Genomic DNA, 23,373 nt, shown 5'->3' with positions numbered 1-23,373 from the left:
CGGCTTGCTGCCCTACCAATTGTTTCTGCCTCCTGATAAATTTCCCTCCTTTTAGTGGCTGTTGTAAAACTCTGGCACCTATGCTCAAAGGCTCTCCTGGTCCCAGCGTGGAAATGAGTTATTGGAGTTTTGCAGCAGCCTCTTTAATGGATGGAGTGAGTATTTTTCATGCCGCGATTAGCTGCCAGTGTTCAATACGATGGTTCCCGTTACCATGGTTGGCAGAGTCTGAAGTCAGGGCTTCCCTCGGTTCAGGCTGCTGTAGAAAAGGCGTTGTCGAACGTAGCCAATCATCCTGTCTCTGTCGTTTGTGCAGGAAGGACGGATGCCGGGGTGCATGGTTGCAACCAGATTATTCATTTTGATACTGAGTCCGTTCGTAGTGGTTATGGTTGGACATTTGGAGGGAATACCAACCTGCCGGATGACATCTCCTTCAACTGGGTTCAGCCTGTCAGTGAAGACTTTCATGCCCGCTATTCTGCACTGTGGCGCAGATATCGCTATGTGATTCTTAATCGACCGGTGAGACCCGCTCACCTGCCTAAAGGTGTCACCTTTTACTACCGGCCACTGGATGTAGAGTTGATGAATATTGCCGGGCAGCAGCTTATTGGTGAGCATGATTTTGATGCTTATCGGGCGGTACAGTGTCAGGCGAAACATGCGGTTCGTGAAATTCAGCATCTGAATGTCTACAGACATGGCGATATGGTGGTGATTGATGTCAGGGCGAATGCTTTTCTTCATCATATGGTAAGAAACATCACGGGTGTTCTTCTGGAAATTGGTGCGGGCAGAAAACCACCGGTCTGGGCAAAAGAAGTGCTGGAGGCCCGAAAACGTTCTGAAGGAGGTACTACAGCCAAGCCCCATGGTCTTTATTTTGTTGATGTGGGTTATCCGGCAGATTTCGAATTGCCAAAAAGTGAACCGAATCCTTTCTTCGTAGCCTCGACGCTGCCCTGGTGACCTGAAAGTCACTTGACAATCGGGCTGGCAAGAGGTCTTTTTATTATATAAAGCATTTGTCTTTATCGATTGATATTTTTATAGCCAAGGAAATAGGCAACCAGGGATGGATTATGAGAAAACGACATCGGTCTACAGCAGGCTTTATCGTCTGTGTTTTAGCAAAATCGTCGTAAACCCTCGCCCAATCGAGGGTGTCGCAAAAGGGTATGGTCAGCAGGATATATCAAGATTGTCGTTCCCGCGCAGGCGGGAACCCACCACGAGCAGTGGATCTCCGCCTTCGCGGAGATGACGGTTTGAAGCTTGAAGCGTTTTAATTGACCTTTTGCGACACCCTCAATCGGGTGGGGATATAAGACGGGAACTCAGAGCGTTCCGCCTGCAAGCTGGTACGCAGTCAATTGAAATAACCTGTAATAAGTATATTATTTCAGGCATTGTAATAATGAGCACTTACTTGTAAAGAGTTATGTTGAAAGCCACTAAAGTACGCATCTACCCAACACCAGAGCAGGCGGATTTTTTAAACCGTCAATTTGGTGCTGTGCGTAAGGTTTGGAATAAAGCTCTGGTCATCAAGAATCATTACTACAAGGTGCGAGAGCAGAACCTTGCCCCGAAAAAAGACTTGAAACCCTTGTTGGTAATTGCCAAGAAAAGCCGAAAGTACTCATGGTTGAAAGAAGCTGATTCGGTTGCCTTGCAGCAGTCCATTATCAATCTGGACAAGGCATTTCAGAACTTCTTTAATCCGAAGCTGCAAGCTCGTTTTCCTCGTTTCAAGTCAAAGCATGGTAAGCAAAGCAGCTACCATTGCACTTCTGTTTCCACAGGTGACGACTGGATCAAAGTACCCAAGTGCGCGCCAATTAAAGCAAGGATACACCGGGAGATTAACGGACAAATCAAGTCGATTACCCTAAGCAAAACACCGACAGGTAAGTTTTACGCTTCTGTACTGGCTGAAGATGCTAAGCCTGAAACAAAACCAATAACCGATCTTCAAGGCTCTCACATAGTTGGTGTAGACGTCGGTTTGACAGACATTGCCATTACCAGCACTGGGTCAAAAATCAGTAATCCACGGTTCATAGAAAAGGCCCAACGCAACCTGAAGCGAAAACAGAAAAAACTATCACGATGCAAAAGAGGCTCTAAAGGCAGAGCCAAAGCCAGATTATTGGTAGCAAAAGCGCATGAGCGTGTCACTTTTGCCCGTAATGATTTTCAGCACAAACTGTCCAGACAACTCATTGACGAAAACCAAGCGGTGATTGTGGAGACGCTGAAGGTCAAGAACATGCTCAAGAACCATTGCCTTGCCCGATCCATTGCTGATGCAGGTTGGCACTCCCTTGTGACTAAGCTCGACTACAAAGCAAAACAGGCCGGTAAACATCTGGTGAAAATTGACCAGTGGTTTGCCTCATCAAAAACCTGTTCCTGCTGCGGTCGCAAGCGAGAGGAAATGCCGCTCAAAACTAGATCATGGACGTGTGAATGCGGTGCTTCCCATGATCGGGATATTAACGCCGCTATCAACATAAAACATCAAGGCATTTTGAAGTTAAAGGCGGAAGGTCTGTCCGTCTCTGCTGATGGAGGCAAGCGTAAATCCGGCACATTGCTGGTTGCTGCCTGAGAAGTCAGAAGCCTCGCCCGACAGGGCGGGGAGCAGTCACCAGTGGAAGGATGGTCTATTCCCGTTCTTGTGATCAGAGCAGACTGCAGGACTGGGAGGTAGATGAAGAGGAGGTGGTTTCTCTAGAAGGCAGAACGCTGAATGTTTTCAGATGGCGCAAAGAGTTCTATCCGGTAGCGTCTGAGCGCAGATTCGGAATACTTTATCCTGTTCAGTACCTGCAGCAACGTTTGAGTTTTCAGTTTCGAGGTAGTCGCTACTGTCTGATATTGAACAATAACAAGCGCTTTGAAAGTCTTTCCTGGGAGCAATGTCTGCAATCTGTCGAAACCCGCTGGTTATTTGATCTGCCACCCTATCCTGGTGAGGATGTCTTGGTAGGTTTAGCAGGAACAGTAATCAAGATGGTGTTCGTGATGATATTGAGCGGTTTATTGAGAAAGCATTAAATCCAGTTTGTGGGTAGTGACAGTCTCTATCGATATTATGATGTACCTGAGAGCGTTTACCAGGATTTGCTGTCTGCCGAATCTGTCGGTCGCTATTACAATCTGGCCATCAGAGGACAGTACCCTTCCAGGCGTTTGAATTGAAATAAGCTTTACTCTTGATTTGGCTCTTGTCTCTTCACTATGAGACAAGGGTCGGCTGTTTCTGCTAACATCCACGTTCTGCTTTCTGATCCTGTTTAATTTCCTTCTCCTTGAGGAGGGGTATGGAAGCATCCTGTTCAATGACTCCCATCGCTCACTCATCAAAGAAGCCGTATTTAACCGGTTTGTCTGATGACCGGGAGAGTTCACTGTTATCGAATGCTTTAGGCGTTCTTTACTGGAAATAGGCACATACGGGAGAGGTATCGTTGAAGACTCGGATCAAGGTCTGTGGAGTCACCTCTGTAGAAGAAGCACTTGAAGCGGTTAATGCGGGTGCCGATGCATTGGGTTTGGTGTTTTATGCACCCAGCAAGCGGTTTGTGTCCGTTGGTAAGGCTCGAGAAATTGCCAGTGCGGTCCCACCCTTCATCACTCTGGTGGGTTTGTTTGTTGACGCTGAGGAAGCGGTTATCCGGAACGTTCTGGATCAGGTCCCCCTGGATCTGTTGCAGTTTCATGGCAATGAGACCGATCAGGAGTGTGAGCGATGGCGAAGAAGATATATCAAGGCACTCAGAGTACGTCCCGGGACGTCTGTTGAGGAAAGTGCTGCCGCTTATCCCGGTGCCAGTGGTCTGCTTTTGGATTCTTATCGTAAAGGTATACCCGGTGGAACCGGTGAGGCCTTCGACTGGCAGCTGATACCCGACAGTCTGGATAAGCCTGTTATTCTGGCGGGTGGCCTGAATCCTGAGAACGTTTCGCAAGCCATAGAACAGGTTGCGCCCTTTGCTGTCGATGTCAGCAGTGGTGTAGAGAATGACAGGGGTAAAGACCCCGAAAAGATGAAAGCCTTTGTCGAGGCGGTAAAACAATGACTGTAGATTATAAAAAGTTGCACGAACTGCCGGATGAATCCGGCCATTTTGGTCGTTTTGGTGGACGTTATGTGGCTGAAACGCTCATGTGTGTCCTTGAAGAGCTGGAATCGACCTACAAGAAGCTTTGGAATGATCCGGATTTTCAGGCTGATTTTGACCGTGATCTGGCTCATTACGTAGGCAGGCCTTCACCGCTCTATCATGCTGAGCGGTGGTCTGAAAGTCTGGGTGGTGCTCAAATCTACCTGAAACGTGAAGATCTGAATCATACCGGTGCCCACAAGATCAATCATGCCATTGGTCAGGCTCTGCTGGCCAAACATATGGGAAAAAAGCGGATTATTGCTGAAACCGGTGCCGGTCAGCACGGTGTGGCTACCGCTACTGTTGCTGCCAGACTGGGTCTGGAGTGCATCGTTTACATGGGCGCTAAAGACGTAAAACGACAGGCGCTGAATGTCTACCGAATGAAGCTGCTTGGGGCCACTGTGGTACCGGTCGAGAGCGGCTCTCAAACACTGAAAGATGCCATCAACGAAGCACTGCGTGACTGGGTAACCCGTCCTGAAGAAACCTTCTATATTCTGGGAACGGTTTGTGGTCCACATCCGTATCCGGAAATGGTGCGTAATTTTCAGAGTGTTATTGGTCGTGAGGCTCGCAGGCAATGTCTGGAAATGACTCAGCGTCTGCCTGATGCGCTGGTGGCCTGTGTGGGGGGTGGCTCTAATGCTATGGGATTGTTCTATGAATTCCTGCCGGATGAAGACGTCAAAATCTACGGTGTTGAGGCCGGTGGTCACGGTGTTGAGTCTGGAGAGCATGCCGCAAGAATGTCTGGTGAAAGACAGGGCGTTTTCCAGGGGCAGCGCAGTTTCCTGATGTGTGACGACGATGGTCAGATAACTGAGAGCTATTCTGTATCGGCTGGACTGGATTATCCGGGAGTAGGGCCAGAGCACAGTCATCTCAGAACTGTGGGTCGTGCAGAGTATCCTTGCGTGACAGATGATGAGGCCCTGGCGGCATTCAGAAGCCTGACACGTATGGAAGGTATTATGCCGGCGCTTGAGAGTTCTCATGCCCTGGCTTTTGTTGAGCAGCTGGCTCCCACCATGGCAAAGGATCAGATTATTCTTGTCAATCTGTCTGGTCGGGGTGACAAGGATATTCACACCGTGGCCGAGATTGATGGACTTACGTTCTAAGCATTCAAGGAGAAATCATTATGAGAATTAAAACATGCTTTGAGCGATTGTCTTCAGAAGGTCACAAGGCTCTGATGCCTTACATAACAGCGGGTGATCCGGCCAGTAAGACCGTAGACGTTATGCACAAGATGGTAGCCAGTGGTGCTAACCTGATTGAGCTTGGGTTTCCGTTCTCTGACCCCATGGCGGACGGGCCGGTGATTGCAGAGGCTCACGAGCGGGCATTATCACAAGGTGTTACATTGAATGACGTTTTTTCAATGGTAACTCGCTTCAGGGAAAACGATAATAATACACCGATTGTCCTGATGGGCTACCTGAACCCGGTTGAAATCATGGGTTATGAGGCGTTTGCTACCCGGGCAGCTGAAGCCGGTGTAGACGGTGTACTGATTGTTGATCTGCCTGCGGAGTTTGCCGGTGATCTGGTTGAGCATTTAAAGCCCAGACAGATTGATATGATCAACCTGATTACGCCGACTACCACCGATGAGCGTATTCAAAAGATCTGTTCTGTTGCTTCAGGGTTCGTATATTACGTTTCTGTAAAGGGAGTCACAGGCTCGAACAAGCTGGATCTGGACAGCGTTCAGTCCAGAGTGGCTCACATCAAAGGGTTTACCGATCTGCCTGTAGGGGTAGGATTTGGTATTCGTGATGGTGAGTCTGCCGCCGCCATTTCTTCGGTTGCGGATGGTGTGGTAGTAGGGTCCCTGCTGGTCTCTGAGCTGGCTAATTATGAAAGCCAGGGGGATGGTGCTATCGACCGGGTTTCTGACCATCTGGAAGCCATGCGTCAGGCAATGGATAAAGGTTAACCCAATGAATTAAGGCGATAGAAAATGGGGGATTGCCCTGAATATTCAGGTGCCCCCTTTCAGTCTTGCTAACAGACAGGAAGCGTGAATGAGTAACTGGCTAGTCGACAAACTGATACCTTCGCTGTCACGCTCTGCGAGTCAGCAGAAGAGCAGCAATGTGCCAGAAGGATTGTGGCGCAAGTGTGTTAAGTGTGAGTCGGTATTGTATCGTCCAGAGCTTGAGAGAAATTTATACGTTTGTCCAAAATGTAATCATCACATGCGCATCGGTGCCCGAAAGCGTCTGCAGTATTTTCTGGATAAAAACAGCACAGAAGAGCTGTTCTCTGAGATAGAGCCTGTCGATAAGCTCAAGTTCCGGGATTCAAAGAAATACAAGGATCGCCTGTCATCGGCCCAAAAGCAGACGGGGGAAAAAGATGCTCTGGTGGCCATGAAGGGCCAGCTTGATGGCTTGCCTGTGGTCGCTGTGGCATTTGAATTCAGCTTTATGGGTGGGTCAATGGGTTCTGTTGTTGGCGAGAAGTTTGCCCGTGCGGCAGAGCTGAGCCTGGAACTCAAGATTCCTTTTGTGTGTTTTTCTGCCAGTGGCGGCGCTCGTATGCAGGAAGCCTTGTTCTCCCTGATGCAGATGGCTAAAACCAGTGCGGCACTGGAGCGTATGAAACAACGCGCGGTACCTTATTTCTCAGTGTTGACAGATCCAGTTTATGGCGGTGTGTCTGCCTCTCTGGCAATGTTGGGTGATGTGAATATTGCCGAGCCTGGCGCCTTGATCGGTTTTGCCGGTCCACGGGTAATCGAACAGACCGTTCGTGAAAAGTTGCCGGAAGGCTTCCAGCGCAGCGAGTTTCTGCTAGAGCATGGTGCCATCGATATGATTGTTGATCGAGGCGATATGCGTTCGACGATTGCTCGACTTTGTAGAAAAATGCAGGGGATGGGCCCTGCGCCCGCTGAGCCGGATTCAGACTTTAGTACAGTTGAGGAAGAGGTGATTTCAGCGGCTGGGTGAGGTGTGATTAGAATAAAGAAAATCATGCCTTCCTTGAGGGAGGGAGTTGAAAGTCTCTAGTAATGAATCGATAAGCTAGTCTGGCCAAAATTCATCATTGATCACCTGTTCAAAGCGCCACTCGCATTGTGTTGGGAATGTGGCTTCTTGCAGGCCCGTTTCCTTGAATGCTGTGATCTTCGCAGCGTTATAAGCTTCAGCAAAGATCTCAGGGAATTTGGGTTTGAGTCCGGGGTTTTCCTTGATGAGTTTTTTCAGACGGTACCGTTGTTCTTCAACTGAGCCTTGCCAATATGTGCTCCTGTTTACGGGTTGATATTTCCACTTCAAAAGATGTATTAGCAATACGTCCAGTCGATGACTAAGCTGGCGATATTCACTTCTGCCCATGCTTTCGATTTCCTCGAGAATGTTATCCAAATCCAGTTCTCCCAGTCGACCCTGACGGATTAAGTTGGCTTGTTGCTGCGTCCAGCTATAAAAATCAGTTTCGTAAAGCTGCTGAGTCATCGAATTGCCTCATAAAGGATTCATCCAGAGCAAGATATAGAATGATTTGGGCAAATATGCAACCATTCGTCCTTCACGATGTACTACCAAGGAATCCCTGCATGACATACCAGCAAAACAGTCAGCCTCCCTTCGAGCAGCTGTCTGATTGGCTTGACTGGTTGGAAAACACCCGGCCTGAACACGAAATGGAACTTGGATTGGACAGAATCAGAAAGGTGGCCGAAAGACTGGATCTTATCAAACCCGCTCCGCTCGTAATCACGGTAGGTGGTACCAATGGCAAGGGATCAACGGTCGCTATTCTAGAGTCCATTCTCCTGGCGGCTGGTTATAAGGTCGGCGTTTACACCTCTCCGCATCTACGCAGATTTAATGAGCGAATTAAAGTTAATCGTGTTGAAGCGAGCGATGCAAGCCTCTGTGACTCTTTTCAAAAAGTAAATGACGGGCTGGGTGGTGACTGGCTATCCTATTTCGAGTTCGCAGTCCTGTTGGCCGTCGATGTGTTCAGGAAAGAAAAAGTAGATATCGCTCTCATGGAAGTTGGACTTGGCGGTCGTCTCGATGCCACCAACATGATTGAGCCCGATATTTCAATTATTACAACAGTAGGGTTGGATCATCAGGACTGGCTGGGTTACAGTATTGAAGCGATAGCAAAAGAAAAAGCAGGAATTTTTCGCTCTGAAAAACCAGCAATATTTGGTGGTGTGGAGACACCAAACAGTATCGTCGATCAAGCTGTCAGACTGGAGTCAGCTCTTTACAGAAGAGATAAAGAGTTCGAGTTAACAGAAGAAGACAGAACATGGAGTTGGAAAGGTTTGAACAAAACGGGTGATTGTATTGATTATGTTGACCTCCCTGTGCCTGCGTTAGTCATTGATAACGCTGCTACTGCTCTGCAAGCGATTCAGTTTTTACCTGAAGTGGTAAGCCGTGATGCCATCGTAGAAGGTTTAAAAGCATCGCACCTCCCTGGTCGCTATGAAAAAGTCCTTGAGACTAATAAAAGCGGGGAGGAAGTTCAGATTGTTTTCGATGTTGCTCATAATCCCCAGGCAGCAGCAAAGCTGGCGGAGTGCCTGAAGTCAGACCCGGTATCAGGGAAGACTCGTGCACTGATAGCTATCTATAAAGACAAGGATTATCACGGAGTGATTGAGTCACTGTCTGAAGTGGTAGATGAGTGGGTTGTTGCTGATTTCGACTCACCCAGAGCACTTAATAAAGCCGATCTCAGTGAAGCAGTGGCCAGATATTCTGGTCTGCCTGTCATCGCTGACAATGCAGAACAAGGTTTCCAGCAACTTAAAGAAGAGTCAACAGCCAGTGACAGAGTGCTTGTTGTTGGTTCATTTTTGACGGTTGGTGCAATTTTGAGCATTGACAGTTAGGTATTCCTTTTTAAATAAGAATTCTGGCATGAGTGTTACGTGCTCATGGGTATTTTTATAAAAATATTTGTATTTAGACGTGTGTTTTGGGTGACAGGTACTTGTCAGTGTATGTATAACTGGTACTCTTGTTGTGCTACTTCATGACATCTAGAGAAGGCTCTTGGCTAACGGTTGCCTGGTTTTTGCGTGCCCGTCAGTGGTTGTGTGGTGAATAAAAATTAGACGGTTTTTAAGCTGCTTTTCAGAGGGAGGTGTTATCTGGAGGGCGGTAGCGTTTCTAAAAACAATGATTGAGAGAGAGCACAGTGCGATTGACTGAATCGTAGCAGCAAGCCATTGTGACTTTTATTCGACAGATTGATACTGATCGTTTTGCCTGTATTAGTGACATTCGTTACAAAAAATATTCCGCCTGATTGATACTATTGACCTTGATGATGTCGGCACCATCAGAGACAGAATCAACTGTTGCAGCTACACTCACCCTGCTGGATATTGCTTGAACGGGTATGAAAAGACTGCCTGTGGTATGAGCCCTGAAAATTCCGGAATGCTTGCTTAATAGATAATAGCGAGAGGTCAATACCATTGAGAATCACAAGCGAACATGCAGACCATATTTGCAACGTGCTTCAGCATTACTTTGATGCAAAAACTGATATCTGGCTTTTTGGCTCCAGAGTTGATGATAATCAGCGTGGCGGTGATATTGACCTCTATATAGAAACCGACCTGCAAAGTCCGGAAGCGGTTTTTGATGCTAAACTCCATAGCCTGGTGGACATCAAGCAGCACATCGGTGACCAGAAAATTGACCTGGTTATTTATCGACGAGGAAAACACCGAGAAGCGATTCATCATGAAGCCAGAAATACCGGGATTCAACTGAGTGGCAGCAGAGCAGGGTAAGGAATGAGTAGCGGTAGACAATTTGTAGACGTCATTGGGCGCACTCTTTGGATTTGTGACCGTCATGCTTTGCGCCTTGAGTGGGTGATGGGCGAAGTGAAAAGATTGTAACAAAGGTGATAAAGAGCCGGTGTCTGATATAAAAGCGATGGTTGAGGGAGTGCCCAGTGCGGCTGAGTGAATCTGAGCGTAAAGCTATTGTGTCAGCTATTCAGCAGTTTGACCCAGATGCCGAAATTTGGCTTTTTGGTTCAAGGGTTGATGATCAGGTCAGAGGTGGGGATATAGACTTACTGATTCTTTCAGATAAGTTGAATCCTGACGATAAAATGAGGATCAGGTTGGCGCTCTACGAAAAGCTGGGTGAGCAGAAAATAGACTTGGTCATTGCCGCTGATGATTCCGATCCGTTTACTCGAATAGCATTGGCTGAAGGTGTTTCTCTGTGAGTGAAGGTAAAGTCGGCAAGCAACAAGTAGCAATAAAAGAAGACCAGTTCTTGTTATTGCAGCAGCAGCTGGAAAGCATGAGGCAGATGGAGGAGTTGCTCAAATGGTCTTTGGCTCGCTGAAAGACTGTAAATCTAGAAAAGGGAAGTATGCCAGACCTTGAAGATCTGGAAAAATTTGAATCCCTCACCGCTCGCTTTGCTCGTTTTAACGACATCTTACTACAAAAAATATTCCGTTTGATCGACGTCATAGACGTGGAGCACGGGGGTACCGTTCGCGACAGAATCAACCGCGCTGAGAAAAAAGGTCTGATTGATAACACCATTGAATTTATAGAAATTCGTGAGCTTAGAAACAGTATTGCCCATGAATACCAGCCGGAGGCTTTGAGCCGGATTTTTTCCAAAGTTCTCACATTTACGCCAGTTTTGCTTGATGTTGCTGAAAAGGTTAGGGGGTATTGTCGGCGGTATGGTGGTGGTTAGTGCTATGCAATACTCTGATTCAACTGCATAAATAGACGATATCTCCCTTGAAAGTCACCGTTTGGATACGGTGCCATTTTCCGGATTAAGGAAAATCATGAAACTTCTAATCGTTTTTGGTACACGTCCTGAAGCCATTAAAATGGCGCCTGTCGTCAAAGCATTATATTCACATCCCAAAATTGAAGCCCGAGTTTGTGTGACAGCACAACATCGGGAAATGCTTGACCAAGTATTGAAGCTATTTGAAATAGAGCCAGATTATGATCTAAATGTCATGCTGCCGGGCCAATCACTGACGGATATAACCAGCAATATTCTAAAAGGTATGGAATCCGTTCTCCACGAGTGTAAGCCAGATGCAGTCTTGGTACACGGTGATACTACAACAACTTTGGCTACTTCATTAGCTGCATTTTATCAGCAAATACCCGTGGGGCACGTTGAAGCAGGCCTCAGAACCGGAGATTTGTATTCACCGTGGCCAGAGGAGGCGAACCGAAAAATTACCGGAGCACTTGCAAAATGGCACTTTGCGCCCACCGAAAGTGCAAAAGCTAATTTGCTGACCGAGAACATTGCGGAAGAGAATATTCTGATTACCGGTAATACAGTCATTGATGCGCTGTTGGAGGTAAAAAATAAACTGGAAAATGATCATGAGCTTAAATCATGTTTCTCTGATCAGTTTGCTTTTATTGCCGACAATTCCAGGATTATTCTGGTTACCGGACATCGCAGGGAAAGTTTTGGTGATGGCTTCGAGCGCATTTGTGAAGCACTGGCAGTAATAGCCAAGCAGGAACCCGACGTACAGATCATTTACCCGGTACATTTGAATCCAAATGTCAGGGAACCCGTTAATCGGTTGTTGAGTGATATTGATAATATCTATTTGATTGAACCATTGGACTATTTGCCTTTTGTTTGGTTAATGAACCGTTCGGATATTATCCTGACCGATTCTGGTGGAATTCAGGAAGAGTCTCCGTCCCTTGGTAAGCCAGTATTGGTAATGCGTGACACAACAGAGCGTCCAGAGGCAGTAACGGCAGGTACCGTTAAATTAGTCGGAACGGATTCCTCAAAAATTATTGAAACCATCACTACTTTGCTGAATGACAGCAAAATCTACGAAAAAATGAGCAAAGCCCAGAACCCTTACGGGGATGGTAAAGCCAGCGACAGAATTATCGGTCATCTGATCAATTCATAATTCACATCTTCTTTTTTGCTGCCATATTGCGGCATTTCGTGTGGGCTGGTTTAGGACAAAAGTTACCCATTCCTGGATATAAAAACAATGCATGACTCAACATTTAAAACTGTTTCAGTAATAGGTCTCGGTTATATAGGCCTACCTACAGCGGCCATGTTTGCTTCCCGCAAGATGAACGTTATCGGGGTAGACGTGAACCAGCTGGCCGTTGACACCATCAACGACGGTAAAATCCATATTGTTGAGCCCGACCTGGACATGCTGGTGAGTGCAGCTGTTACTGCTGGTTATCTGCGGGCAACAATAACACCGGAACCTGCTGATGCTTTTCTGGTGGCAGTACCGACTCCTTTCAAAGAGGGTTATGAGCCAGACCTTTCTTATATTGAATCGGCAACTAAAGCCATTGCTCCGGTACTTAAAAAAGGCGACTTGGTTGTGCTGGAATCCACTTCACCGGTGGGTGCCACAGAACAAATGGCGAATTGGATAGCAGAAGCCAGACCAGATCTACTGGTACCACTTAATGAAAAGCAGAGTGGTGACTTGTTTATCGCCCATTGCCCTGAACGGGTTTTGCCGGGTTACGTGGTAAAAGAACTGGTAGAAAACGACAGAGTTATTGGTGGCATAAATAGAGCGAGTTCGGAAAAAGCTATAGAACTCTACCGTGCGTTTGTAATGGGTGAATGTATTACTACCACAGCCCGAACTGCTGAAATGGCCAAACTCACAGAGAATGCCAGTAGAGATGTAGGCATAGCTTTTGCCAACGAACTTTCAATAATCTGCGATGAGCTGGATATCAACGTCTGGGAATTGATCGCTTTGGCTAACCGACACCCAAGGGTGAATATACTTCAGCCCGGTCCGGGGGTGGGGGGGCACTGTATTGCTGTTGATCCATGGTTTATTGTTAGTAAAACGCCGGAAACAGCTAAATTGATCCGACAGGCAAGAGTAGTAAACGAAAATAAACCGGCTTGGGTCATTGAAAAAGTAAAAGAGAAGGTGGATCAGTTTCTGGCAGACCATCCCGGAAAAAAAATGGTTGAGGTCACCATTGCCTGTTTTGGTTTGGCCTTTAAGCCTGATATTGATGATTTGCGAGAAAGCCCGGCGCTGCAAATTACTAGAGAGTTAGTTAACAGCCTGAATTGTAAGATTGTTGCTGTGGAGCCAAATGTTGATAGTTTGAATGAAGACTTTGAACTGGTGAATCTGGATACTGCTTTTGCTAAAGCTGATGTTTATGTTTTGTTGGTTGATCATTATCAATTTAAGAAATTCAGACCGTCAGTTACATACATCGTTGATACTAAAGGATTCTGGTAATTAACATTGTTGAGAATGGGTGATGATTAAATATTTATTATATGAGAAGAATCTCCTGATATTAAGTTGAAATTTAAATGATATTAAAAACATTGAGTCTCATGCAGCGGGCTGTAAAAAAACCTCTGCCTGTTTTATTTTTTAGATTCAAGCAAAGTTTTCAGTTACAGTGGCTGCACTATTCTAGTGGGTGGAAAAAAATAGTAGTAAGATGCGAGCGTCTGTCAAAACATGATATATGCTCAGATCCTATAATACTGAATAAGAAAATACCTTTATTAAATGAGAATCAGAAAATTTTTTTGAAGGAAATTACCCAAAATGTATTAAAATCTAAATTCGATATTTTTGGTAACGCCGCGCCTGATCTCAGTGTTTGCAATTTTTCAGAGGATTGGCGTTTTGGCTATCAATGGAAACCAACATACTTCAAAAACTATTCCTTCTACGAAGAAAAAAGTATCGCATACGATGTTAAGTTTCCATGGGAGCTATCCAGACTTTATTATTTAGTGCCAGTAATGGCTTGGCAAACAATCAATGGTGCAGATAAATCAATTTTAGTATGGGTTTTTAATTTGTTGAGTCGATGGAGACAAGAAAATCCTTTGGCTGGTAGCGTGAATTGGTATCCGATGGAAGCTTCCATGCGCTTGATTAACTTGGCCTTCATTTATGATTTTGTGTTGTTGTTATTTGAACAAAAAGAAAATGGGTCAAGAAAAGAGCTCATAAAAATACATAAAATATTGCTCGTTATGATACGAGAACATAGTGAGTTTGTCTGGATTAATAGAGAGTTTACTGATGTTCGTGGTAATCACTTTACGGCAAATCTTGTGGCTTTGTTGTATGGCTTTTTGATACTTAATAAATATTCTGAAGCATCTCATAAATGGTATCGATACGTTGAAAGCTGGCTAGAGAAGGAGGTTTTTCTTCAGTTTTTACCTGATGGGGTCAATTTTGAAAAATCATGTGGTTATCATAAGCTGGTCACTGAATTGTTTGTACTGGCTGCTATAGCTTTAGAAAAATATGGCGCCCCCCTGACTAGAAAAGCGCATCATCGCTTAAAAAAAGCAGCTTTTTTTAGTCAAAGTATCACACGTGCAGATGGTTTAGGCGCAAACTTCGGAGATAATGACGATGCAGTGGCTTTACCATTTGTATTTGAAAGTCCACGAAGTCACGGATCAGTAGTCGAACTCACCAGATCATGGCTAAAAAAACCTATTGGTACGACTATTTATAACGATGCTGATAATCTAGCTGCACTTTTTATAGTAGGGGAAGTTGAAAGTTATGGTAAGAAAGCATCTGGTGTTGAGGTATTAGAATTTCCTGAAGGTGGATATACAATCGTTCGGAACAAAAGTAACGACTTTTTCTTTATGGTCGATGTTGGCGAAGTTGGAATGAATGGTCGAGGTGGTCATGGACATAATGACTTACTGTCTTTTGAGCTTTGTATAGATGGATTAAATGTTGTTATTGACCCTGGATGTCCTGGCTATACTGCAGATCTAGTTAAAAAGGAGCGATACCGTAGTACATCTAAACATTCAACTATTCAACTGTACAATAAAGAAATTGCCTGTATCACAGGGTATTGGACCATTGAAAATGATGCTTTACCAAAAAATGTAACAGTAACAAAAAGTCAATATGGTGCTGTTATAAGCGCAGGCCACAATGGTTATTGTCGAATAGAACATGGTAGTTATATTGCTCGGCGTTTTACTGTCGATGCACTCATGCAAAGCCTCATCATAGATGATGAAATTACTGTGCCAAGCGACGATGTAAAGGCGTGTTGGCATTACCCGCTTGGGGATTGTAAGAATCTCAGTGTTGTCAATAATTATATGGCTTTTGGCAGTAATGATATTAAAATCGAAATGGTTGGTGATTTACCTTTTACTGAATTAAAAGAACCTTTTAGTACTGGGTATGGAATAGAAAAAGAAGGTTCAGTGATTTATACCGAAACTGGCTTAGCATCAGACAAAAATTACTTTCGGTTCTGTATTAGGAAATCTCTTGAGAAAGTTTGAACATGAAGCAAGTTTTTCTTTCAGGTCAAGGTCAGGTTGATGTCATAGAAGCGCCTGTCCCTCAAAAATTACGTGGCGGGATACTCGTTCGGAATGCATTCTCTCTGATCAGTACAGGGACAGAAGGTGCTGCCGTAACTCAGAGCACTGGTGTTAAAGGACTATACGAAAAGGCCATAAACTCAAGTGATAAGCTTGGGCAGGTTTGGAATATGGCTCAGAATCTGGGTTTAAGTAATACTGTAGAGCTGATTAAAAATAAGTTAGGGGATTATACGCCACTAGGCTATTGCTCATCTGGTGTTGTACTAGAGGTTGAAAATGAAGAGCTTGGCTTTAAGGTAGGGCAACGTGTTGCTTGTATGGGTACCGGTTTTGCCAATCATGCCGAATATGTAGCTATTCCCAGAAACCTTGCTGTAGTTGTTCCTGACTCCGTTCCATTAGAGCAAGCTGCTTTTTCCGCCATAGCATGTATTGGCATGCAAGGTATTAGGCGATTAGAGCTTTCACCCGGCGAGTCTGTTGCTATTGTGGGACTTGGCCTAATTGGTCAGATAACTCTTAGACTAGCAACAGCAATGGGATACCGTGCTTATGGTTTTGACATCGATGACAAACGAGTTAATCAGGCAGCTAAATACGGTAATGCAGTCACAGTTATAAATTCTGCAACCACAGATCCGGTTGCTGAAATAGCTTCTCTAACAGTCAACGCTGGTATAGATGGTGTTGTACTTTGCGCTTCATCAAAATCCAATGTTTTAATAAATCAGACATTTGAAATGTGTCGCAGACGTGGCAGGGTGTCTGTTGTTGGTGATATAGGGCTGGGCCTTCAGAGAGCGAAAATGTATGCCAAAGAACTAGAAGTTCGCTTATCTTGTTCCTATGGTGTTGGTCGCTATGATAGAGAATATGAATTAGAAGGACATGATTACCCATTACCCTACGTTCGTTGGACTGAAAGGCGAAATCTTGAGTTCTTTATAAATCTATTAGCTGAAGGTAGGCTGGACCTATCAGATCTTATTACTTCTAAGATTGGAATCGGTGAGGCAAAACAAGCATATTCACTAGTTAAATCGGGAGGTGGTTCTGTTTATGGTGTTTTGTTGGATTACCTTTTGCCTGAAAAACCAGAATTACCTACCCATTTTGATACGATAAAATATGAAGTGGAGTCAACGAATAAAAAAAAATTGGATGTAGGTTTAATCGGTGTTGGTGCTTATGCAAGAAATATACATGTACCTAACCTTCTTAAAATTAGTGATGTCGAAATAAGAGCGGTTGCCAGTAAAACCGGAAGCTCAGCAGCAGTGACTGCAAAGAAAGTGAAAGCATCTTATGCTACTTCTAATATCAATAAAATTTTGGAAGACGAAGATATTGATGCTGTTGTTATCTCAACTCGTCATTCTAGTCATGCAGAGTTGGTCATTAAAGCTCTAAAGTCAGGAAAAGATGTTTTCGTAGAAAAGCCTATGGCGACAAAAACTACGGACTGTTTGCGTATTATTGATGCACAAAATGAATCAAAGAGAATAGTACGGGTGGGTTTCAACCGTCGTTTTTCACCTATGTTAATAAATATGAAGAAGGCAGTAGGTGCTGGGCAAAAGGTTTTGAATGCACGGATAAATGTTGGAAATATAGGGCAGCATTGGTCGAATACTTTGTCCGAAGGTGGGCGCTTAGTTGGCGAAGGTGTACATTTCTTTGATCTTGCCACTTGGTTGATGGATAGTAAACCGGTTGCAATAAGTGCTCAGTTTGTAGGTGAGCCAGGTCCACTTAATCCTGATGCAAGCATTTCTATTCGCTATGAAAATGGTTCTGTAGCCAATATAAATTACGTCACATTGGGTAATGTTTCGCAGGGAAAAGAGTTTTTTGAATTGTATGGGAATGGTCGAAGTGTTGTCATTAATGATTACAAAAATATAAATGCTTTTGGATGCAGGGTGGAAAAAAAACGCAGCTATCAAGACAATAAAGGCCAAAAGGAAGCCATGGAAGATTTTGTGGTTTCAGCTAAGTCAGGCCATCTTGGGCAAGGTGCAGATGCTTTAGCCGGGCTTTGGGCCACGGCTATATCAGAGGCTGCTATTGTTTCAGGAAAAACTGGTACAACAATTATTCTTGCTGATTTTATTGAACGTCAAAGAATCATGGAATCCGATGCCGAGCAAACATCTGCTGGTGATTGTTAAGGAGAGCAGTAAAAGATGTGTGGTATTCTCGGTATTATTAATTTAGAAAACCGCAGACCCATCGGTGCTGAATTATTGGCAGACATGGCGAAATCTATGGCGCACCGCGGACCTGATGGTGAAAGCGTTTGGGTTCAGGAAAATAGGCAATGTGCTTTAGCACATCGCCGCTTGGCTATTTTGGATTTGACAGAAGCTGGCCGTCAACCAATGGGAACTCCGGATGAAAAAATATGGATTACCTTTAATGGTGAGATTTATAATTATCCATCATTGAGAAAACAGTTGGAGGGTAGAGGTTATCATTTTCGTTCTAACTCTGATACGGAGGCAATCTTATATCTTTACCAAGAGTATGGTGAACGATTTTATGAATATTTAGATGGTGACTTTGGCATCGGTCTTTGGGATTGCAATAAACAACGATTGATTCTTACTCGTGATCGTGCAGGGGTTAAGCCTGTTTATTATACCTATGCGGATGGTCGTTTTATTTTTTCTTCAGAGATAAAGGCCATACTTAAATATCCTGGTATAAATAAACAGATCGACTCTGATTCGCTTTACCACTACCTGACCTATCTGGTGGTGCCGCCTCCTAAAACTTTGCTGAAGGGTATCTGTAAGTTAGAGGCAGCGAGTAGATTAACTTTACTACCTTCTAAAGGTAATCAGCCTAAGGTTGAGAAATATTGGTTGCCACTGCCCCAAGTGGAGCATAATCGGAGCTTTGAAAGTTTTGATGAAGAGCTGGCTTCATTATTTTCATCATCGGTCAAGAAGCGACTGATGGCAGATGTCCCCGTGGGGGTACTTTTCTCGGGTGGTGTTGATTCCACGTTAAATCTCTGCTCCTTCGGCGAATTGATTGCACCGGAGCGGGTAAAAACATTTACTGTAGGTATGAATGATTCTGGAAACTTTCATGACGATTCTGCCATTGCCCGTGAAATGGCGTGTCGACTTGGCAGTAATCATCATGAGGTGCGTATTTCACAGACAGATTTGATAACTGCAGCAGGGAAGCTCGCCCACTTGCAGGATGAGCCAGTTTCAGACCCAGTTGCTGTGCCGCTGTATTTTGTGACTAAGCTTGCGAAGGAGCAGGGCGTTACAGTACTGCAGGCAGGTGAAGGGGCGGATGAATTATTTTGTGGTTACAGTAACTACCGTCGGTTTTTAAATCATCATAGTCGACTATGGAATCCCTTATCAAAACTACCACGCTGGGTCAGTGGCATGGCTGGTGACGCTCTTTCTTTAAGCAACTCACCACGATTCCGAAAAATCAGAGATGTACTTGAGCGCCGTGCCAGAGGGCAGGAGCTTTTTATGTCGTCTGCTGTTGCTTACTATGAACTGGAAAAACAAGCTATTTTGTCATCGGATTTACGACATTCTATGCGAGGGGTTGATTCCTTTGATGTAGTAGCACCTTATTATGAAATAATTGATCAATTGTGCCCTGAGTCCAGTTTTCTGCAAAAGATGACATTTATCGAATTGCAATTACGCCTGCCTGAGCTGCTTCTTATGCGTGCTGATAAAATGTCAATGGCTAATTCAGTGGAGATACGTGTACCTTTTCTGGATCGAGATCTTATGGATTTTGCCATGCGAGTGCCTGATACTTACAAGTTACGGGATGGCATTTCGAAAGAACCAATCAAACGACTTGCTACAAGGTACGTACCGACTCAGGATATTTATCGACCCAAGACAGGTTTTGGTGTTCCTATTCAGCAATGGTTTAAGGGCGAGTTGGGTGATGCGCTACGTGACATGTTGAGTTCAGATAGGGTTGTTGATGAGTTATTCGACAGTAATGTCATTCACCACCAGTTAAAACATGGTTTACGTACAGTTAACGAAGCTTTTCAGTTATGGGTTATCTATAATTTTTTAGTCTGGCATCAAGGAATCATGCGGGAATGAGTGGTACCGTTCAGAAACAGCTAGCAATCAACCTCGGCTTTACCTTGGTAAAGAGTATTTTTATTCTGCTTAGTTTCCGACTTGCGGATATGATGCTCAGTGCTCAAATGATGGGACTTGTATTGCTTTTTCGTAGGCAGGGAGCTTTATGGAGTAATCTTGCACAGCTGGGTTTTTCTCAGATTCTACTTAAGTATTATGTGAGTTCCGATAATAAGGAAAAGCAGTCACAACTTTGGTCAATATTGCTGCGCTTGCTTGCAGTCGTGCTAACAGGTCTGATACTTGCCTGTATAATATTTGCAGAACAAATTAACCCTTGGCTCTTTCCAGCAGCGCCAACGTCTGTTTCAGCCGTATTTGGTCTTTATGTCGCTGGCTTGGCACTTGGTTTTTTGGCAAATTCATCTTGGCTCTCTGAATTCAGGTTCGTCGAAGCGAATCTTATTGATTGGTACCATGGCAGCTTACTTTTTGTTGTTTGTTTATTGATTGGTAGCAAGCTTGAAATAGATGTATTCAGTCTGCTGTTAGCAGGCTTCACTATTGTGGCTTCACTTTTTTCACTCTGGTTTTTTGCTCGACGGATGGGCTATCAGCGCAAGTTATTTGGCTACGATAGTTGGTCCCTGGAAAAAAAAATTTGTCACTACGGTTTTAGCCGTGCATTAACTGCTTATGTCGATATGGCTACCTTAGTCATTGGACCGTGGTTTTTACGTGATGAGCCTGCTCAGGCTGCACAATTTATTGCGGCTTACACTGTACTTCGCATTGCCCAAACTCTTGTGTTACCTATTGCACAAGTTTTGGTTTTGAGGGCTAATAGCCAGCTCTATAACAAAAAAAAAGAGAAGCGGCGTATACTTTTAATGGCTATTATTGTGTTCATATTATCCTGGTTTGGTGTAGCGTTGTATTACCAACTGGGCGATGTATTGATTGCGATTTGGCTACCAAGTTCTAGCACAGAAGTTATGAGCATATTAGATGAATTAATGCCCTACATGCCGGCAATATGTATGTTCTATGGGTTAAGAAATTTCATAGATATTAACTATTCACAACCATGGAATTTGTTGGCATTGCTTTTTTCACTACTTGCTTTTTTGATTTCATTTTATCTTAATGATGGTTCGGTTTTTTCTTCTGTGTTAGAAGCAAGTAGAAGTATGTTTCTGGTTTACTATATTTATTCGGGTTTTTTTATATATAAGCTTTGGAGATAGCATATTTTGGAATATATGTTGCTTTTTTTTTTGCCCCTTTGGCTATTTTTATTGATTATTAGTAATTTTTTAAAAAATCCATTTGTTATATTTTTTTCTTTTTGCCAGTTTATATTCATTGGATTTGGTCTTGTATTTTTTGGTTATTCTGATAAAGAATATTTGAGTTATTTGTTTCCAAGTTTTGATTTTTCTGGGTTAAGTGACTGGCACTTTATAAAGGCGAGTTTTATCGTTTTTTTGGGGACATTTGTTGTAGTTGCACTCTCATTTCCGTTGGGTATGAATGTTAAGTCTGTCAGAGCAAATGAGCTGAACTATAAGGTAGACAACATTAGAAAATACTTGTTTTTGTTTCTATCTCTTCTTGTTGTATGGTGTTGTTTTATATTTGTTGTAGACAACCTATTGCCAATGTTTCAGCTTTTATATGCTTCAAGCAATAGTGATTTATCATCTGCGCTAGATATGAGAGTTGCAGCTACATCAAATTATTTTCTTATCTTGGTTGTATACAATCTTGCTCCTGCATTGGCTTTAGTTTCACTTATCGTATACCGTGAGAATAAAACAATTATAAATGGATTTGTTTTTTATACTTTGATTTTTTTAGTTTTTTTATGTTTGCTATTGACCTTTCAAAAAAGACCTTTAATTGTTTTTTTAGGTGCTGTAATTGTTGCATTTCAGCTTTCTAGCGTTAATGAAATTAATATTTCATCTATTTCTTATATTCATATTTTAAGGGGTATATGGAAATATATTTTATTATTATTGCTCCTACTTATAGGTTTGTATTATTTTTATACGGCATATCGTTTTGAACTTGATAATTCCTCTATGTTAATAAAACTTCTGGAGGTTGTCGGATCAAGGATTTTTGGGAGATTATCATTACCTGCCGCTATGTATGTTGATTACTTTCCTCGAATTGATGATTTTTATGGACTTTCAAATGTTGGATTGTTTTCACGAATCTTTGATAGTGAATTATTTAGAGATACGACAAGAGTTTTCTTATATTATTCGACTTCGGGTTTGGATGGAAGTGTTGCAGCTTCTGTATTTATCGATGCGTATGGACAAGGTGGTTGGCTCTTTGTGTTATTTTACAGTTTGGTTGTGACCTTTATTTTAAATTTATTAAACCTTTTGTTTTTTAAAGAAAGAAATGGGTTGTCCAAAGTTTTACTGTTCCTGTTTAGCTGTATTTTTATTTACTATCTGAGTCAAGCAAGTTTATTTAGATCTATGCTTGGTTATGGTGGTATTATTTATTTCTTGGTTTGGTTTGTTTCTTTAAAAAGGCGGAGTATATTAATTGGCAGTTAAACTTATTTGTTTTCTTTCATCAATGCATCCCCCTTATGATAAACGAGTATTTGATAAGGAAGCTGTTTATCTGTCAGATACTGGGTTTACGGTTAGTCATATTTGTCCAGGGAAATCGCAAGTGGCGAAGGTAGTAAAGGGGGTAAGAATTCAGACCTATACTCCACCATCAGGTATCCTTGGTAGATTAAAACAATTAACCAACCTTTATCGTATAGCCAAAGCTGAAAATGCAGATGTGTATCATTGCAATGAGGTTGACTCTTGGTTTATTGGGGTATTACTTAAAATATTTCATGGTAAACAATGTGTTTTTGATGTACATGAACACTACCCAAGCACCTTTGCTCAAAGTCGTTTTCCTATTTGGCTACAACCCTTGGTTTCATCTGCTGTAAAGCTGGTATTCAGATGTTTAACACCATTCACTGACCGCATTGTCCTTGCCAAGCGCTCTGTGTCAGATGATTTTCATTTAGCTGCTGATAAGAAAGTTCTGGTTCAAAATTTTACGCCACTGTCTGGTCTGAATTTTTCCACTGATGAAGTGCATTTTGAGGAAAAAGCTATATACACAATGGTGCATCTTGGTTTACTCAACAAAAATCGTGGTTGGCCTCAAATAATAGATGCAATGGCTACAATGAAGCATCATAACCTACACTTGTTAGTGATCGGTGAAATTAATGATGGTAGTCGTTCTGAGTTTGAGCAGCGAGTCATAGAGTTAGGTTTGAGTAACCGGGTTCGCATAATGGATTGGATGCCTTTTGAGCGGGCTTTTTCTTATCTATTGAAAGCCGATATAGGCATAATTGGTTTTCAGCCGGGTATATTGAATCATGTTTACGCCATGCCTCATAAGATGTTTGACTACATGGCTGCGGGACTTGCCGTATTGTTGCCTGATTTTGCGGTAGAGGTTGCGCCGATTGTTGCTGAGACTGGCTGCGGTCTACTCATTGACTCGGCAGACCATAACGATATAGCAGCGAAACTGGATACAATGCTTGATAATCCAGAATCTATTCGCTTAATGGGCATTAAAGGTAAAGAGGCTGTTAAATCACGCTATAACTGGGAACTTGAAGTTGCCAAACTAATTGAGATGTATAAAGGGTTAGAGCAGAGCAGGTAGCTGTAAAAAATA

Annotated in this window: 21 protein-coding genes; 20 read left to right on the top strand and 1 reads right to left on the bottom strand. The window is 43.4% G+C overall.

What is annotated here, in order from left to right; all coding sequences use genetic code 11:
- Positions 1–168: 168 nt before the first annotated feature.
- The 7 genes from truA to accD all read left to right on the top strand — a co-directional run bounded on the left by truA (position 169) and on the right by accD (position 7,141).
- Positions 169–972, top strand: coding sequence for a tRNA pseudouridine(38-40) synthase TruA (truA, locus tag ACO6VG_RS21810; protein WP_422134218.1), 804 nt, complete (start codon positions 169–171; stop codon positions 970–972).
- 472 nt (positions 973–1,444) lie between these two features.
- Positions 1,445–2,617 (top strand): RNA-guided endonuclease InsQ/TnpB family protein, encoded by a 1,173-nt coding sequence (locus ACO6VG_RS21805; protein ID WP_422134217.1) that lies wholly within the window; start codon positions 1,445–1,447, stop codon positions 2,615–2,617.
- Positions 2,618–3,075: 458 nt separating this feature from the next.
- Positions 3,076–3,210 carry a KTSC domain-containing protein gene (locus ACO6VG_RS21800; protein ID WP_422134216.1) on the top strand — a complete coding sequence of 45 codons (135 nt, stop codon included), beginning with the start codon at positions 3,076–3,078 and terminating at the stop codon, positions 3,208–3,210.
- A gap of 269 nt (positions 3,211–3,479) precedes the next feature.
- The gene (locus ACO6VG_RS21795; protein WP_422134215.1) at positions 3,480–4,091 is read left to right on the top strand and encodes a phosphoribosylanthranilate isomerase; all 612 of its coding nucleotides are present in this window, start codon (positions 3,480–3,482) and stop codon (positions 4,089–4,091) included.
- On the top strand, positions 4,088–5,302 hold the full coding sequence (gene trpB, locus ACO6VG_RS21790; protein ID WP_422134214.1) for a tryptophan synthase subunit beta: 1,215 nt from the start codon (positions 4,088–4,090) through the stop codon (positions 5,300–5,302). The genes ACO6VG_RS21795 and trpB overlap by 4 nt, the downstream gene beginning before the upstream one ends.
- Positions 5,303–5,319: 17 nt before the next feature.
- Positions 5,320–6,123, top strand: coding sequence for a tryptophan synthase subunit alpha (gene trpA, locus ACO6VG_RS21785; RefSeq protein ID WP_422137120.1), 804 nt, complete (start codon positions 5,320–5,322; stop codon positions 6,121–6,123).
- A gap of 88 nt (positions 6,124–6,211) precedes the next feature.
- Positions 6,212–7,141 (top strand): acetyl-CoA carboxylase, carboxyltransferase subunit beta, encoded by a 930-nt coding sequence (gene accD / locus ACO6VG_RS21780; protein WP_422134213.1) that lies wholly within the window; start codon positions 6,212–6,214, stop codon positions 7,139–7,141.
- Positions 7,142–7,216: 75 nt separating this feature from the next.
- On the opposite strand, the gene ACO6VG_RS21775 is transcribed toward accD, so the two are convergent.
- Positions 7,217–7,651 carry a DUF29 domain-containing protein gene (locus ACO6VG_RS21775; RefSeq protein ID WP_422134212.1) on the bottom strand — a complete coding sequence of 145 codons (435 nt, stop codon included), beginning with the start codon at positions 7,649–7,651 and terminating at the stop codon, positions 7,217–7,219.
- A gap of 101 nt (positions 7,652–7,752) precedes the next feature.
- Between ACO6VG_RS21775 and folC the strand changes: the two genes are divergently transcribed.
- The 13 genes from folC (at position 7,753) to ACO6VG_RS21710 (ending at position 23,361) form a co-directional block, all read left to right on the top strand.
- Positions 7,753–9,051 carry a bifunctional tetrahydrofolate synthase/dihydrofolate synthase gene (gene folC / locus ACO6VG_RS21770; protein ID WP_422475653.1) on the top strand — a complete coding sequence of 433 codons (1,299 nt, stop codon included), beginning with the start codon at positions 7,753–7,755 and terminating at the stop codon, positions 9,049–9,051.
- Positions 9,052–9,642: 591 nt separating this feature from the next.
- Positions 9,643–9,963, top strand: coding sequence for a nucleotidyltransferase domain-containing protein (locus ACO6VG_RS21765; RefSeq protein ID WP_422475651.1), 321 nt, complete (start codon positions 9,643–9,645; stop codon positions 9,961–9,963).
- 167 nt (positions 9,964–10,130) lie between these two features.
- Positions 10,131–10,412, top strand: a complete 282-nt coding sequence (locus tag ACO6VG_RS21760) for a nucleotidyltransferase family protein (protein ID WP_422134209.1) — start codon at positions 10,131–10,133, stop codon at positions 10,410–10,412.
- On the top strand, positions 10,409–10,534 hold the full coding sequence (locus ACO6VG_RS21755) for a hypothetical protein (RefSeq protein WP_422134208.1): 126 nt from the start codon (positions 10,409–10,411) through the stop codon (positions 10,532–10,534). The genes ACO6VG_RS21760 and ACO6VG_RS21755 overlap by 4 nt, the downstream gene beginning before the upstream one ends.
- Before the next feature lie 27 nt (positions 10,535–10,561).
- Positions 10,562–10,900, top strand: coding sequence for a hypothetical protein (locus tag ACO6VG_RS21750; RefSeq protein ID WP_422134207.1), 339 nt, complete (start codon positions 10,562–10,564; stop codon positions 10,898–10,900).
- 97 nt (positions 10,901–10,997) lie between these two features.
- Positions 10,998–12,116, top strand: coding sequence for a non-hydrolyzing UDP-N-acetylglucosamine 2-epimerase (wecB, locus tag ACO6VG_RS21745; RefSeq protein ID WP_422134206.1), 1,119 nt, complete (start codon positions 10,998–11,000; stop codon positions 12,114–12,116).
- A gap of 87 nt (positions 12,117–12,203) precedes the next feature.
- The gene (gene wecC, locus ACO6VG_RS21740) at positions 12,204–13,454 is read left to right on the top strand and encodes a UDP-N-acetyl-D-mannosamine dehydrogenase (RefSeq protein WP_422475647.1); all 1,251 of its coding nucleotides are present in this window, start codon (positions 12,204–12,206) and stop codon (positions 13,452–13,454) included.
- A gap of 77 nt (positions 13,455–13,531) precedes the next feature.
- On the top strand, positions 13,532–15,511 hold the full coding sequence (locus ACO6VG_RS21735; protein ID WP_422475645.1) for an alginate lyase family protein: 1,980 nt from the start codon (positions 13,532–13,534) through the stop codon (positions 15,509–15,511).
- 2 nt (positions 15,512–15,513) lie between these two features.
- Positions 15,514–17,727, top strand: a complete 2,214-nt coding sequence (locus ACO6VG_RS21730) for a bi-domain-containing oxidoreductase (RefSeq protein ID WP_422475643.1) — start codon at positions 15,514–15,516, stop codon at positions 17,725–17,727.
- A 15-nt stretch (positions 17,728–17,742) separates the two neighbouring features.
- Positions 17,743–19,662, top strand: a complete 1,920-nt coding sequence (gene asnB / locus ACO6VG_RS21725; RefSeq protein ID WP_422475640.1) for an asparagine synthase (glutamine-hydrolyzing) — start codon at positions 17,743–17,745, stop codon at positions 19,660–19,662.
- The gene (locus ACO6VG_RS21720; RefSeq protein WP_422475638.1) at positions 19,659–20,891 is read left to right on the top strand and encodes a hypothetical protein; all 1,233 of its coding nucleotides are present in this window, start codon (positions 19,659–19,661) and stop codon (positions 20,889–20,891) included. The genes asnB and ACO6VG_RS21720 overlap by 4 nt, the downstream gene beginning before the upstream one ends.
- 6 nt (positions 20,892–20,897) lie before the next feature.
- On the top strand, positions 20,898–22,223 hold the full coding sequence (locus ACO6VG_RS21715; RefSeq protein WP_422475636.1) for a hypothetical protein: 1,326 nt from the start codon (positions 20,898–20,900) through the stop codon (positions 22,221–22,223).
- The gene (locus ACO6VG_RS21710; RefSeq protein ID WP_422475634.1) at positions 22,213–23,361 is read left to right on the top strand and encodes a glycosyltransferase; all 1,149 of its coding nucleotides are present in this window, start codon (positions 22,213–22,215) and stop codon (positions 23,359–23,361) included. The genes ACO6VG_RS21715 and ACO6VG_RS21710 overlap by 11 nt, the downstream gene beginning before the upstream one ends.
- Positions 23,362–23,373 lie beyond the last annotated feature (12 nt).

This window comes from Endozoicomonas sp. ALB032, assembly GCF_049310125.1.
Classification (GTDB): domain Bacteria; phylum Pseudomonadota; class Gammaproteobacteria; order Pseudomonadales; family Endozoicomonadaceae; genus Endozoicomonas_A.
The sequence above is the reverse complement of the archived record's forward strand: the minus strand, read 5'-3'. Positions and strand labels throughout refer to the sequence as shown.